At 76.0% G+C, this 12,759-nt stretch carries 15 protein-coding genes; 6 read left to right on the top strand and 9 right to left on the bottom strand.

Going from position 1 to position 12,759, the window contains the following annotated elements:
• Positions 1-81 precede the first annotated feature (81 nt).
• Entirely contained in the window at positions 82-306 is a 225-nt protein-coding gene (locus ACZ45Q_RS22345; protein ID WP_468264100.1) for a hypothetical protein, read from the bottom strand.
• Positions 307-445: 139 nt separating this feature from the next.
• Here ACZ45Q_RS22345 and upp point away from each other — a divergent pair, with 139 nt between their 5' ends.
• Positions 446-1,081 (top strand): uracil phosphoribosyltransferase, encoded by a 636-nt coding sequence (upp, locus tag ACZ45Q_RS22340; RefSeq protein ID WP_468264097.1) that lies wholly within the window; start codon positions 446-448, stop codon positions 1,079-1,081.
• A gap of 69 nt (positions 1,082-1,150) precedes the next feature.
• On the opposite strand, the gene ACZ45Q_RS22335 is transcribed toward upp, so the two are convergent.
• The 7 genes from ACZ45Q_RS22335 to ACZ45Q_RS22305 all read right to left on the bottom strand — a co-directional run bounded on the left by ACZ45Q_RS22335 (position 1,151) and on the right by ACZ45Q_RS22305 (position 5,554).
• Positions 1,151-1,774, bottom strand: coding sequence for a LytR C-terminal domain-containing protein (locus ACZ45Q_RS22335; protein ID WP_468264420.1), 624 nt, complete (start codon positions 1,772-1,774; stop codon positions 1,151-1,153).
• A gap of 213 nt (positions 1,775-1,987) precedes the next feature.
• The gene (locus tag ACZ45Q_RS22330; protein ID WP_004943146.1) at positions 1,988-2,284 is read right to left on the bottom strand and encodes a type II toxin-antitoxin system VapB family antitoxin; all 297 of its coding nucleotides are present in this window, start codon (positions 2,282-2,284) and stop codon (positions 1,988-1,990) included.
• A gap of 257 nt (positions 2,285-2,541) precedes the next feature.
• Positions 2,542-2,679, bottom strand: a complete 138-nt coding sequence (locus tag ACZ45Q_RS22325) for a hypothetical protein (RefSeq protein WP_468264093.1) — start codon at positions 2,677-2,679, stop codon at positions 2,542-2,544.
• A 118-nt stretch (positions 2,680-2,797) separates the two neighbouring features.
• On the bottom strand, positions 2,798-3,151 hold the full coding sequence (locus ACZ45Q_RS22320) for a hypothetical protein (protein WP_468264090.1): 354 nt from the start codon (positions 3,149-3,151) through the stop codon (positions 2,798-2,800).
• Between the two features lie 93 nt (positions 3,152-3,244).
• Positions 3,245-3,940, bottom strand: a complete 696-nt coding sequence (locus ACZ45Q_RS22315; protein WP_468264087.1) for an HdeD family acid-resistance protein — start codon at positions 3,938-3,940, stop codon at positions 3,245-3,247.
• 252 nt (positions 3,941-4,192) lie between these two features.
• Positions 4,193-4,804: an HhH-GPD-type base excision DNA repair protein gene (locus tag ACZ45Q_RS22310; protein WP_468264083.1), complete on the bottom strand. Its 612-nt coding sequence runs from the start codon at positions 4,802-4,804 to the stop codon at positions 4,193-4,195.
• A 24-nt stretch (positions 4,805-4,828) separates the two neighbouring features.
• On the bottom strand, positions 4,829-5,554 hold the full coding sequence (locus tag ACZ45Q_RS22305; protein WP_468264080.1) for a siderophore-interacting protein: 726 nt from the start codon (positions 5,552-5,554) through the stop codon (positions 4,829-4,831).
• 81 nt (positions 5,555-5,635) lie between these two features.
• Here ACZ45Q_RS22305 and ACZ45Q_RS22300 point away from each other — a divergent pair, with 81 nt between their 5' ends.
• The 5 genes from ACZ45Q_RS22300 to ACZ45Q_RS22280 all read left to right on the top strand — a co-directional run bounded on the left by ACZ45Q_RS22300 (position 5,636) and on the right by ACZ45Q_RS22280 (position 12,021).
• Entirely contained in the window at positions 5,636-7,702 is a 2,067-nt protein-coding gene (locus ACZ45Q_RS22300; protein WP_468264077.1) for a penicillin acylase family protein, read from the top strand.
• Positions 7,695-8,315 carry a GNAT family N-acetyltransferase gene (locus ACZ45Q_RS22295; protein WP_468264073.1) on the top strand — a complete coding sequence of 207 codons (621 nt, stop codon included), beginning with the start codon at positions 7,695-7,697 and terminating at the stop codon, positions 8,313-8,315. Before ACZ45Q_RS22300 ends, ACZ45Q_RS22295 begins: the two co-directional genes overlap by 8 nt.
• Before the next feature lie 172 nt (positions 8,316-8,487).
• Positions 8,488-8,967 (top strand): cupin domain-containing protein, encoded by a 480-nt coding sequence (locus ACZ45Q_RS22290; RefSeq protein ID WP_468264070.1) that lies wholly within the window; start codon positions 8,488-8,490, stop codon positions 8,965-8,967.
• Complete coding sequence (locus ACZ45Q_RS22285) at positions 8,964-9,743, top strand: SDR family NAD(P)-dependent oxidoreductase (RefSeq protein WP_468264067.1); 780 nt, start codon at positions 8,964-8,966, stop codon at positions 9,741-9,743. The genes ACZ45Q_RS22290 and ACZ45Q_RS22285 overlap by 4 nt, the downstream gene beginning before the upstream one ends.
• Before the next feature lie 298 nt (positions 9,744-10,041).
• On the top strand, positions 10,042-12,021 hold the full coding sequence (locus ACZ45Q_RS22280) for a copper resistance CopC family protein (protein WP_468264418.1): 1,980 nt from the start codon (positions 10,042-10,044) through the stop codon (positions 12,019-12,021).
• A gap of 58 nt (positions 12,022-12,079) precedes the next feature.
• On the opposite strand, the gene ACZ45Q_RS22275 is transcribed toward ACZ45Q_RS22280, so the two are convergent.
• Positions 12,080-12,508, bottom strand: coding sequence for a hypothetical protein (locus ACZ45Q_RS22275; protein WP_468264065.1), 429 nt, complete (start codon positions 12,506-12,508; stop codon positions 12,080-12,082).
• Positions 12,509-12,759 lie beyond the last annotated feature (251 nt).

Raw genomic sequence — 12,759 nt, 5'->3', positions numbered from 1 at the left:
CCGCCGGGGCCGGGGCCGGGCGGCGCGCCGGGCCGACCGGCGGAAGGGTGCTGTCGGGGAGTGGGAGAGCGGCGGGGGGTGTCACCAGCGGAACGTGCGCATGCGCATCGCGTGGCGCAGGCGGGCGGCTTTGGCGCGGCGCGGCTGCACCCGGTCGCGCAGCGCCCGGGCCTCCGCCAGATCGCGCAGGAACTGGGCTCGGCGCCGCCGCCGTTCGCCGTCCGGGTCGCTCTCCGGTTCCGGCGGCCGTCCCCGCCCCGGATCGTCCCCCGGCGACGGCGTGTCGTGAAGTTCCCGGTCAGGCACAGTCCCACCACCCAGCGTCCGTCCCCTCCACCTTCCCCCGGACGGGTGGTTTGACGCCAGCGAGCGGGTGAAGGGCGAGGTGGGGGCTTGCCCCGGCGCGGGGACGCCGGGGCTCCGGGGCCCGGTTACTGTGGTGGACATGCGTCTCCACGTCGTCGACCACCCCCTGGTCGCTCACAAGCTCACCACGCTGCGCGACCAGCGCACCGACTCCGCGACCTTCCGCCGTCTCGCCGACGAGCTGGTCACCCTGCTCGCCTACGAGGCCACGCGTGACGTGCGCACCGAACAGGTCGACATCCAGACGCCGGTCGAGCGGACCACCGGCGTCAAGCTCTCCCACCCGCGCCCGCTGGTGGTGCCGATCCTGCGGGCCGGCCTCGGCATGCTCGACGGGATGGTCCGGCTGCTGCCGACGGCCGAGGTGGGCTTCCTCGGCATGATCCGCAACGAGGAGACGCTTCAGGCCTCCACGTACGCCACGCGCATGCCGGAGGACCTCTCCGGCCGTCAGGTGTACGTCCTGGACCCGATGCTCGCCACCGGGGGCACCCTGGTCGCCGCGATCCGGGAGCTGATCGACCGCGGCGCCGACGACGTGACGGCCGTGGTGCTGCTCGCCGCGCCCGAGGGCGTCGAGGTCATGGAGCGTGAGCTGGCCGGCACGCCGGTGACGGTCGTCACGGCCTCGGTCGACCAGCGGCTCAACGAGCAGGGCTACATCGTCCCGGGCCTCGGCGACGCCGGGGACCGGATGTACGGGGCGGCCGAGTAAGGGAGCGGCGGACCGGCCGGCGGGCGCCGCCGGCGTCTGTGCCCGCGGTTGCCCCTTCGGGGCGCTCGTTCAGCAGGTCTTCCCGGTGGTGGCCGTGGACTTCGGCTCGGGGGCGGTCAGCTTGGCCAGGGCCGTGTCGGCGTCCGCCTCGGCCGCCAGGCCCTTGAAGCCTTTGCCGATGATCAGGTCCACCGTGCCGCCCTTCCGGGCGGCGTCGGTGCGCTGTTCGGCGGCGGGCAGCTGGGTGCCGAGCACCGGAAGCGAGGTCTTGCGGGCCGCGACGGGGCCGAGCAGCACCCCGGCGCCCTCGACCTTCTTGTCGTACTCCTTGGGCGCGTTCGCCACGTCGCCGATGCGGAAGCCGCGCTTCTTCAGTTCGTCGGCGGTCTTCTGGGCGAGCCCGCCGCGGGTCGTCGCGTTGAGCACGTTGACGGTGATCTGCCCCGGCTCGGGAAGGTCCGCGGCGGCCGGTGCGGCGGACGCGCGGGCCGGGGTGACCGGGCAGTCGCCCCTGGTGCCGGCCGCGGAGGCCTCGTCGCCGCCGGTGAAGACGTCGATGAGCTGGAGCGTGCCCCAGCCGAGCAGGCCGAGGGCGGCCACACAGGCCACGGCCACGACCGCGAGCCTGCCGCGCCGCCGGGGAGGCCGCATCCGCGGGTACTTGTCACCCGTGATCCGGTACTGGCCGCCCATGCCGGGGGGAGTCAGCATGCTCATGAGCGCAGCGTAGTGCGCGCCGGCGGCAATGCCTACTAGATGATCATTGGAGGTTGTGCGGGCGGGCCCGAATGCAACCCGAAAGGGTCAAACCGCCGGCCGGGCGCCCTCGCGTGCGCGGAGCTCACCGGCAGATCCCCGGGCACACCCGGCGCATCCCCGGGCACACCCCGGCAGACCCGGCGGTCCTCAGTCGAGTTCGAGGACGCGCGCGTGCAGCACCTGGCGCTGCTGGAGCGCCGCGCGGACCGCGCGGTGCAGGCCGTCCTCCAGATACAGGTCGCCCTGCCACTTCACGACGTGCGCGAAGAGATCGCCGTAGAAGGTGGAGTCCTCGGCGAGGAGCGTCTCCAGGTCGAGCTGCTGCTTGGTGGTGACGAGCTGATCGAGGCGGACCGGGCGCGGCGCGACGTCCGCCCACTGCCGGGTGCTCTCCCGGCCGTGGTCGGGGTACGGCCGGCCGTTTCCGATGCGCTTGAAGATCACACGGAAAGCCTACCGGCCCAGTCGTCCCGGGCGCAGCCTCGGCGCCGCAGTGCGACGCTGAAGAAGACGCAGCAAAGAGGGGCAAAAGGGGCGGGAGTGGGCCGGCGTCGTGGAGCACGTCGTCGGCAGTGGCGTCTTCACGTCGCTGGCCAGGTCGGTCGGTACCCGGATCGGGCGGGAGATCGCCCGCTCCCTCTTCGGCACGGCCCGGCGGAGGCGGTGGCCGGAAGCGGGGCGCCTCCGCCGGGCCCGGCGGGTCAGTCCCGCCGGCGTTCCTGTTCGGCCGGCCTGCGGGTGCGCGGGTCCGGCTTGGGCTCGGCAGGCTTGTGCGGTGCGCTGCGGGATGCCTCGGCGCGCAGCAGGGCGCGCAGGACGGCGTAGGGGTCCTTGAGCATGACCGTGCTCCTTGGTTCCTTGTCGCGGGGTTGTGGTCGCCTGTGCGGTGATCCGCGGTGATCGGTGATCCGCGGTGATCCGCTGTGATCTGTGGTGTCGGCGCGGTGGCCGGGCCGGTCAGCAGCGCAGGATCACCGAACGCAGGCCGCGCAGCGAGGACGGCGGCCCGGGCGGGGGCTCGGCGACGGGGCGGGGAGCGGGAGACGCGGGCGCGGGGGCCGCGGGGGCGGGGGTGGGCCGCCGGGGCGCGCAGCGGCTTCGGGAGCCGCGGGCGGGGGCGCGCACGGCCGTGTCCGCGGGCTCGTGTTCCAGGACGGGGCCGCCGCCGGTCTCGGCGGACAGGATCGCGGGCGGCACCGGCTGCGCCTGGGCGCCGGTGCCCGGGACGAGCAGGGCGAGCAGCAGGACCAGTACCCGCAGCCAGGCGCTCCGGTGCCCGGCGCGGGGGGTGGCACGCGGTACGGGGCTCACGTCAGGTCGTCTCCCCGTGCGGCGCACGCCGTCTCCCGCGCCGGGCGGGAGAACCGCTCGCTCGGCGTATCCGGGAGGCCGCGGGCGTGCCGTTCACCGGGAGTGCGGGACCTGCCGGGCGCGGCCGCGGATGCGGAGCGCGGTGACGATCTCCGTGACGCCGACGGCGACGAGCCAGCAGCCGGCGAGCACGGTGAGGACGGCGACGGACTCGAACGGCGAGACGATCAGGACGACGCCGGCGAGGGCGGAGACGACGCCGAGGAGGATCTGCCAGCCGCGGGCGGGCATGGCCGGGTCGTGGGCGGCGGCGACGGTGTGGGTGATGCCGCGGAACAGCCAGCCGATGCCGATGAACAGGGCGAGCAGCAGGACTGACTGGAGGGGGCCGCGGAAGCAGAACAGGCCCAGCAGGACGGACAGGGCGCCGCTGATGAAGGCCAGGACGCGCAGCGAGGCCGTGCGGTGCGTGCCGAAGGCGGCGGCCAGTTGGAGGACGCCGCTGATGAGGAGGTAGAGACCGAAGAGCACGGCGGCGGCGAGGAGGGAGGCGCCGGGCCAGACCAGTACCAGGACGCCCAGTGCCAGGGAGGCGACGCCGGTGAGCAGAACGGTCTGCCAGGCGGTCCGGGACAGCCGGTGCAAGGGGCCTTCGACGGGGGGTTCGGCCTCGCGAGCGCCGTGCGGTCCGGCGGCGTGTGGTCCGGCGGCGGGCGGGGCGTGCCGGGCGTGGACCCTGCGGTCGTCGTCGCCCGTGCCGTGGGGGGTGCCGGTCGGTGGCTCGGTCATGCCCCATGCTTGGCGCGGGGGTGGGGGGTCCGCCACGTGGGGTAGGCCGGGCGGGGGGTTCTCCGCCTCGGCCGGTGGCCGCCTCGCCGGCCCGTCCGCCCGCCGGATCGCCCGGGCGGTGAGGTGGTGTCGTTGCGGGGGGAGTGCGCGCGGAGGGGTGGTGGGGGGCGGTGTCGGGCGGCTGCGGGTCGGGCGTGGCTGGTCGCGCAGTTCAACCGCGCCCCTTTGGGGCGCGGTTGTGGGCGTCGGGAGTCACGCTCCCGTGGGTGGGGACTGGCGGGATGCCTTGGCCGCCTTGGCCGCCGCCTTCATCTCCTGTTTGTGGGCGCGGACCTTCGCCAGGGACTCGGGGCCGGTGATGTCGGCGACCGAGCGGAAGGACTTGGGGGCGCCGTAGTCGCCCGCGGCCTCGCGCCAGCCGTCCGGGCGGACGCCGAGCTGCTTGCCGAGCAGGGCCAGGAAGATCTGCGCCTTCTGCTTGCCGAAGCCGGGCAGTTCCTGGAGCCGCCCGAGCAGTTCCCGGCCGGTGGTGACGCCGCGCCAGACGGCCTCGGCGTCACCGTCGTAGTGCTCGACCAGGTACTGGCAGAGCTGCTGGATGCGGCCCGCCATCGAGCCCGGGTAGCGGTGCACCGCCGGTTTGGCGGACAGCAGCGCCGCGAACTCCTCGGGGTCGTACCCGGCGATGTCGTGCGCGTCGAGGTCCTCGGCGCCCATCCGGCGGGCGATGGTCGAGGGGCCCTTGAACGCCCACTCCATCGGGATCTGCTGGTCCAGCAGCATGCCGACCAGCGCGGCGAGCGGACTGCGGCCGAGCAGCTCGTCGGCCTCGGGGTCCTGGGCGAGGTGCAGAGTGACGTCCATGCCCCGATGATCGCGCGGACCCGCTCAGGTCGCGCGCCAGTACCCCAGCGCGTTCACCCGCTGCTTGGGCAGGCCCAGCTCCTTGCGGACGTACGCCGCCAGGGCCCGGGTGGTGGCCGTGTCGCAGGCGATCCAGACATACGGCTCCGGGGTCGACCGGAGCAGGCCGGGCAGCGCCTCCTTCACCTGCGCGACCAGGTGCGCGCCCGCGTCCCGGCGCGCGACCGTGCGCACCTCGTGCCGGGCCGGGTCGGTGCGGAACGGCAGCCCGTCGGTCTCCTCGCCCTCGAACCACACCGTCGCCGGGGCCCGGTCCAGCGCGTCGAGCAGGGAGTTGAGGGCGGGCAGGGACGCCGGGTCGGCGACGGCGAAGACATGCGAAGGCGCGGGTTCGGGCTGCTCGAAGCCGGTGCCCTGGACGGTCGCCTCGATGGTGTCGCCGGGCTTCGCCGTCCGGGCCCAGTCGCTGGCGCACCCCTCGTGCAGGGCGAACTCCAGGCTGAGGGTGCCGGCCGCCGGGTCCGGGTCGACCAGCGTGAACGCCCGCTGGTGGGGCTTGCCGGCGTTGTGGAACCACAGGCGGACCCACATGGTGGGGTGGACGCCGGTGGCGGCCAGCATGCCGCCGTCGGTGAGATGCACGCGCCGGAACTCCGGCGTGACGTCCTCGGCGCCGGTCACCGTGAACTCGAAGTCCTTGGCACGCATCAGCTTGAGGACCGCGCCCTCCCAACCCCGCCCCTGCCCCATCGTTTCTTCACCTTTCACGTACTATTCGGCCACGCCTTCGACTTAGGCGAGCCTAACCTAAAGGAAAGTAGGGGCACAGGGGTGAGCGCCGAGATATACCGCGACGCCTGGGGAATCCCGCACCTGCGCGCGGACGACGTCCGGGAACTCGCCCGCGTCCAGGGCCGGGTCACCGCCCGCGACCGGGCCTGGCAGCTGGAGGTGGAGCGGCACCGCGCCCAGGGCACCTCCGCGTCCTTCCTCGGCCCGTCGGCCCTGCCCTGGGACCGGTTCGCCCGCCGGGCCCGCCTCGCCGACACCGCCCGCCGCTGCTTCAGCGCGCTCGAGGAACGGGACCGCGAGACGGCCGACTGGGTGCGGGCCTACGTGGACGGCGTGAACGAGGGCCTGGGCGAGGCCGCGTCCCCCGAGTTCGGGCGCACCGGCCTCGCCCCCGGCCGCTGGGAGCCCTGGACCCCGCTCGGCGTCTGGCTCGCCACCCACGTGCTGTTCACGGGCTTCCCGGCCAAGCTCTGGCGCGAGCAGGTCGCCGAGCACCTCGGCCCGGACGCCGTCGCCCTCTTCGCCACCGACGGCCCCGGCACCGCCGGCAGCAACGGCTGGCTGGTGAGCGGCGAGCGGACCGTGACCGGGCACGCCGTCATCGCCGGCGACCCGCACCGCTTCATCGAGGACCCCGGCGTCTACCAGCAGATCCACCTGTCCTGCCCGGAGTTCGACGTCGTCGGCCTCGCCGTGCCCGGCGTCCCCGGCATCGCCCACTTCGGCCACACCGGCACGGTCGCCTGGGCCATCACCAACGCCATGGCCGACTACCAGGACCTCTACCGCGAGCGGCTGCGGCGCACCGGGGCGGGCGTGGAGGCGCTCGGCCCGGACGGGGTGTGGCGGCGCGCCGCCCGGCACACCGAGACCGTACGGGTGGCCGGCGAGCAGGCCGTCGAGGTCGAGGTCGTCGAGACCGACCGCGGTCCGGTGATCGCCGGCGGCCCCGAGGGACTCGACGACGGCACCCCGGCCGCCCTCAGCCTGCGCTACCCGCCCCGCGTCACCGGCGACCTCGGCTTCGGCGCCCTGCTGCCGCTGCTGCGGGCCCGCCGTGTCGCCGACGTCGACCGCGCCCTGGACGCCTGGGCCGAGCCGGTCAACGTCGTGCAGGCGGCCGACACCGAGGGCGGGCTGCTGCACCGGGTCGCCGGCCGGGTGCCGGTGCGCGCCGCCGCCAACGGCACCGGCCTGGTGCCCGCCTGGGAGCCCGGCCACGCATGGCGGGGCTGGCACCGGCCGCCGCGCGCCGGACTCACCGACGGCATCGCCGTCATGGCCAACCAGCGCGGGCCGGCCGCCCCGCTCGGCGTCGAGTTCGCGCCGCCGCACCGCGCCGAGCGCATCACCGCCCTGCTCGCCGGGAAGGAACGCTGGTCGGCCGCCGACATGCCGGCCATCCACACCGACACCCACCTGGCCTCGGCCGGCCCCCTGCTCGACCGGCTGGCGGCCCTGGACGGCCTGCCGCCGCGCGCCGCGGGCCTGCGATCGCGGCTCCTCGCCTGGGACCGCCGGATGGACGCCGGCAGCACGGACGCGGCGGCGTACGCGGCGGTGCGCGACGCGGTCGTACGCCGCCTCGCGGCCGAGCCCGCGTTCGCCGCGCTGGCCGTGCCGCCCGCGTACCCGGAGGTGTTCCTGCCGTGGCTGGCGCTGGTGCCGCGCATCGCCTTCGCGCTGGAGCACCTGCTGCGCGCCCCGGAGCTGTACGGCATCGACCGCACCGCCGTGGTCCGCGCGGCGCTGGAGGAGGTGGCCGCCGAGCCGCCGGCCGGCACCTGGGGCGACCGGCACCGCCTCGCCCCCTGGCGGGCGCTGCCCGACGCGTCCGCCGCGGAACCCGGGCTGTCCGGCGACCACGACTGCGTGCTGTGCACCTCCGCCGTGCCCGGCGTCACCGACCTCGCCGCGCGCGGCCCGGCCGCCCGGTACGTCTGGGACCTGGCCGACCGCGACGGCAGTCTGTGGGTCGTGCCGTTCGGCGCCTCGGGCGTCCCCGGCTCACCGCACCACCGCGACCAGCAACCCCTGTGGCTCACCGGCCGGCTCGTCCCGGTGGTCACCGACTTCGACCAGCTGACGAAGGAAGCCGATGTCTGATCCGAAGACCGACGCGTACGCCGCCCGGACCGCCGTCCACGAACAGGCCCTGGACGGGTTCGGCACCGTCCGCGTCCTGCCCCTCGACGCCGCCGCCGACGCGGAGGTGCTCCACCGCTGGGTCAGCCAGGAGCGGGCCGTCTTCTGGGGCATGAACGGCCTGACGCGGGATCAGGTGGCGGAGATGTACGCCCACATGGCCACCCTCGACACCCACCACGCCTTCCTGGTGGTGATGGACGAGGAGCCCGTCGCCCTGTTCCAGACGTACGAGCCGGCCGCCGACCGGGTGGGCGAGTGCTACGACGTCGAGCCCGGCGACATCGGCGTCCACCTGCTGCTGGCCCCCGCCGGGAAGGACGGCGCCCGGCCCGGCTGGACCTCCGCGCTGGCGGGGTCCCTCATGGCGTACCTGCTGCTCGGACTGGGCCGGACCCGGATCGTGGTCGACCCGGACGTGCGCAACGGCAAGGCGATCGCCCGCTTCCTCAAGCAGGGCTTCACCGCCGGACCGACGGTGGTGCTGCCGGAGGTGGACCTGCCCGACGTGTACCTGCCGGAGAAGAAGGCCCAGCTCGCCTTTCTGCGGCGGGAGGACGTGCTTTCGGGGTGAGCGGGGAGGTCCAGCCGGGATGGGCGCCGCCTGGGCCGCGTCCTTTCGGAGTGAGCGGGGAGGGGGCGCCGTCCGGGCCGGCGGGGTTTCCGGCTGAGGTTGCTCCTCCGGGCGGGAGCCGTCGGCGGGTAGCCTGCGGCGGGTGAGCCCGGTGGACCCCCGGAGGAGCCCGGTGAATCCAGAGGATCTCGTCGCCCACTACGGCCTGGAGCCGATCCCCCGCGAAGGCGGGCTGTTCCGGCGCACCTGGGCCGGCCCCGAGGGCCCCGACGGACGCCCGGCCGGCACGGCGATCGTCGCCCTGCTGACCTCCCGCCCGGGCGACTTCTCCGCCCTGCACCGGCTGCCCACCGACGAGATCTGGCACCACTACCTCGGCGACCCGCTCGACCTGCTGCTGCTCGCCCCCGACGGCAGTGCCCGCACGGCCGTGCTCGGCCCGGACGTCCTGGGCGGGCAGCACGTCCAGCTCACCGTGCCGGCGGGCACCTGGATGGGCGGACGGGTCGCACCGGGCGGCTCCTGGACGCTGTTCGGCTGCACGATGGCGCCCGGCTTCACCTACGCGGACTACGAGCACGGCGACCCGGCCGCCCTGACGGCGCGCTACCCGTCCCAGGCCGCGCGGATCGTGGAGCTGTGCCGCCCATGAGCGCCCCCGGCGGCACGGGACTGCTGGCAGGCCAGGTCGCGCTGGTCACCGGCGCGGGCGGCGGCATCGGCCGGGGCGTCGCGCTGCGACTGGCCGAGGAGGGCGCGGCCGTCGCCCTGCACTGCCGTACCGCGGCCGACGCGGCACGGGACCTGGCCGAGCGGGTGCGGGAGCGGGGCGGCCGGGCGGTGGTGCTGCGCGCCGACCTCACCGACGAGGACGCCTGCCGACGGCTGGTGGCCGAGGCCGCCGAGTGGGGAGGGGACCGGCTGACCGCACTCGTCAACAACGCGGGCGTGCAGCCGGTGCGCACGCTGCCGGGGATGACGGCCACCGAGTGGCGTGCGGTGGTGGACACCAACCTGACCAGCGTCTTCGCCTGCACGCAGGCGGCGGCGGAGGTGATGCGCCCCTCGGGCGGTGGCTCGATCACCCACATCGCCTCGATCGAGGCGGGCGCGCCCGCCCCCGGCCACGCGCACTACAGCGCCTCGAAGGCGGCGGTCGTGATGCACGCCCGGGCGGCGGCCCTGGAATACGGCCCGTGGGGCGTGCGGGTCAACACCGTCTCGCCCGGGCTGATCGACCGGGAGGGCCTGGCCGAGGCGTGGCCGGACGGGGTGCGGCGCTGGCGGGAGGCGGCGCCCACCGGCCGCCTGGGCCGCCCGGAGGACATCGGCGACGCGTGCGTGTTCCTCGCCTCCCGGCTGGCGTCCTGGGTGACGGGCCACGACCTGGTCGTCGACGGCGGGGTGACGGCGCGGCCGTCGTGGTGAGTGGCGGCTGTCGTGGTGACTGGCGGCCGTCCGGCACCGTCCGGCACGCTCTGGGGAGCGGGGGTGGTGGTCGTGGCGGGCGTCGTCGGTGGCGGTGGTGATCCGCGGTGGCCGTGATCCGCGGTGAGCAGGACGCCCTCCGGGTCCGTATCCCTCCGGGAGCGGTGACGTCCGACGACGGAGATGCGACGTGGGGTGTGCGGTTGCGCGCGGCGAGGCGGGCCTAGGGCGTACGGCGGTCGCGCGCGGCGGGGCGGATCGAGGGCGTACGGCGGTTACGGCGATACGGCGGCTGGCGCTGCTGGGGGCGGCGCTGCTGCTGCTCGTCCTCGGCGGTGCCGGCCCGGCGTCCGCGCACGCCGCCCTCACGTCCTCCGACCCCGAGGACGGCGCCGTCGTGGACGGGGCCCCGCGTCACCTCACCCTCACGTTCACCGAGTCCGTCGGCCTGCGCGACGACTCCTTCCGCGTCCTCGACCCCGACGGCCACCGGCTGCGCCTCGGGGAGGCGGGCCACGCCGACGGACGCCCCGACACCGCCCGCGTCGCCCTGCCGGACGGGCTCGGGGAGGGCACCTACACGGTGGCCTGGCGGGTGGTGTCGGCCGACAGCCACCCGGTCTCCGGCGCGTTCACCTTCTCCGTCGGCGAGCCCTCGGCCACGGCCGGCTCCGCGGCTGCGGCGGCACCCGCCGACGACCCGCTGACCAAGGGCCTGTACACCGGCGCACGCCACCTCGCCTATCTCGCCGTCGCCCTGCTCGTCGGCGCGGTGGCGTTCGCCCTGCTGTGCCGTCCGCCCGACCCCGCCGTGCTGCGCCGGCCGTTGACAGCCGCCTGGTGGATTCTGCTGGCGGCCACCGTGGCCCTGCTGGTGCTGCGCGCACCGTACGAGGCGGGCTCCGGCCCGGCGGCGGCCCTCGACGCCGGGGCGCTCGGCGACACGCTGGCCTCCCGGCCGGGAGCGCTGCTGGCGGCGAGGGCGGGGCTGCTGGTGCTGTGCGCGGTGCTCCTGGCGCGGGGTGGGCGGTGGGCCGGGGCGGGCGGTGAGGTGAGGGTCGGCGCCGGGGCGGGAGCGGAGGTCGGGGCCGGGGCGGCGGAGACCGGCGCCGGGGCCCTTGCCGCCGGCGGGGTTCTCGCCGTCGCGCTGGCGCTGACGTGGGCCGCCGCCGAGCACGCCGCCGCCGGGATCCAGGTACCGGTGGCCATGGCGTCGGCGGTGCTGCACCTGCTGGCGACGGCGACCTGGCTCGGCGGACTCGGGGCCCTGCTCCTCACCCTGCGCCGGTCCACCCCCGCCGCACCGCTGCCGGCCGCCGTGGTGGCCCGCTTCTCCCGCATCGCCTTCGCCTCCGTGACCGTCCTGGTGGTCACCGGCGTCTACCAGTCCTGGCGCGGCCTCGGCTCCTGGGCGGCGCTCACCGGCACGTCGTACGGCCGGCTGCTGCTCGCCAAGCTCGCCGTGGTGGCCGTGCTGCTCGCCGCCGCGGCCCTCTCCCGGCGCTGGACGGCGCGCGTGGTGTCGGCGGCGGGCGCCAAGCCGGTCGCCGTCGCACGGGTACGCGTCCCGGAACCGGCCGGGGGACCACCGCTGCCGCCGGAGCCCGTCCCGGAGCCGCAGCCGGAACCGGGGCCCGAGCCGCAGCGGGCCCCGGGACGAGAACCGCAGCCGGAACCGGGACGAGAACCGCAGCCGGACCCGGGGCCGGAGCCGGAGCCGGACCCGGTGGCTGAGCCGGAGGTGCCCGGCGGCGGCCGAACCGCCACCGCCGCGCCCTCCACCCCGCACGACCCCCGCCGGGCCCTGCGCCGCACCGTGCTGGTGGAGGCCGTCGCCGCCGCCGTCGTGCTCCTCGTCACGAGCCTGCTCACCAGCACCGTGCCGGGCCGCGCCGAGACCGAGGCGGCGCGGGCGGCACCGGCGGGCGCGCTGCCGCCCGCGTCCGTCACCACGATCCCCTTCGACGTGGGCGCCCCCGGTGGCCGGGGCCGGGTCCAGGTCACCCTCGACCCAGGCCGTACCGGGGACAACGCGGTGCAGGCCGTCGTCTTCACCGCGGGGGGCGGCCTGACCGCCGTCCCGGAACTGCGCCTCTCCTTCACCCTCCCCGACAAGGACATCGGACCCATCGACGCCGGACTCGTGGACCGGGGCGGTTACTGGAGCGCGAACGCCGTCACCCTGCCGATCCCCGGGGACTGGCGGATGAAGGCGACGATCCGGGTCTCGGAGGTGGACCAGGTGAGCGAGACGCGACGGGTGCGCATCCGCCCGTGAACCTTCAGGACGGCCCCGGCCCCGGACCCGGCCCCGGACCCGCCGCACCGGCCCTCGCTCACCCGGCCACCCCCCGCAGCCGGCGCACACCGAGGGCGCACACACCGCAGACCGCGCCCCACACCCCGTTCACCAGGAACATCGGGAGCAGGGCCTGAGGCTGCGCCAGCGGCCCTTGCAGCTCCCCCGTGAGGACCGGCGACAGCACACCGCTGAGGACCAGGGCGGCCAGCGCGTAACCGACCCCGGCGACGACCGGCGTGAGCACCGGCTCCCGCACCCGGCTCAGGCCGACCGCGAGGATCCAGGTCAGCGAGATGACCAGGGTCAGCAGCAGCGGCGTCAGCGGCCTGCCGAGGGCGTCGGTCAGGCCCGTGACCGAGAACAGCGGGCGGACCAGGGCGACGGCGACCAGCAGGCCCACCATCGGCCGGTTCACCCGGCGCAGGCGGACGGAGAAGGGAACGGTTCCGGGATCGGTGCTCATGACGACAGCGTCCGAGCCCGGCCCACCCCGGGGCGTCGGCCGACGGCCGACACCTGCCCTACTCCACCGGTTGCGGCACCGGGCCCCCGCCTGCACCCGGAGTTGCGGCACCCGCACCGACGCCGCGCCCCCGGGTTGCGGTGAGCGCGCGGACCAGCCGTCCCCGGGATGCGGTGAGCGCGCGGGCCGGGCGCCCCCGGGTCGCGGCCCACCGCGCGTGCCGTCCGCCGTACGGAGGACGGCACGGCGGG

The sequence above is a fragment of the Streptomyces sp. NPDC031049 genome, from assembly GCF_055571015.1.
This window is presented reverse-complemented; position numbering and strand designations above follow the sequence as displayed.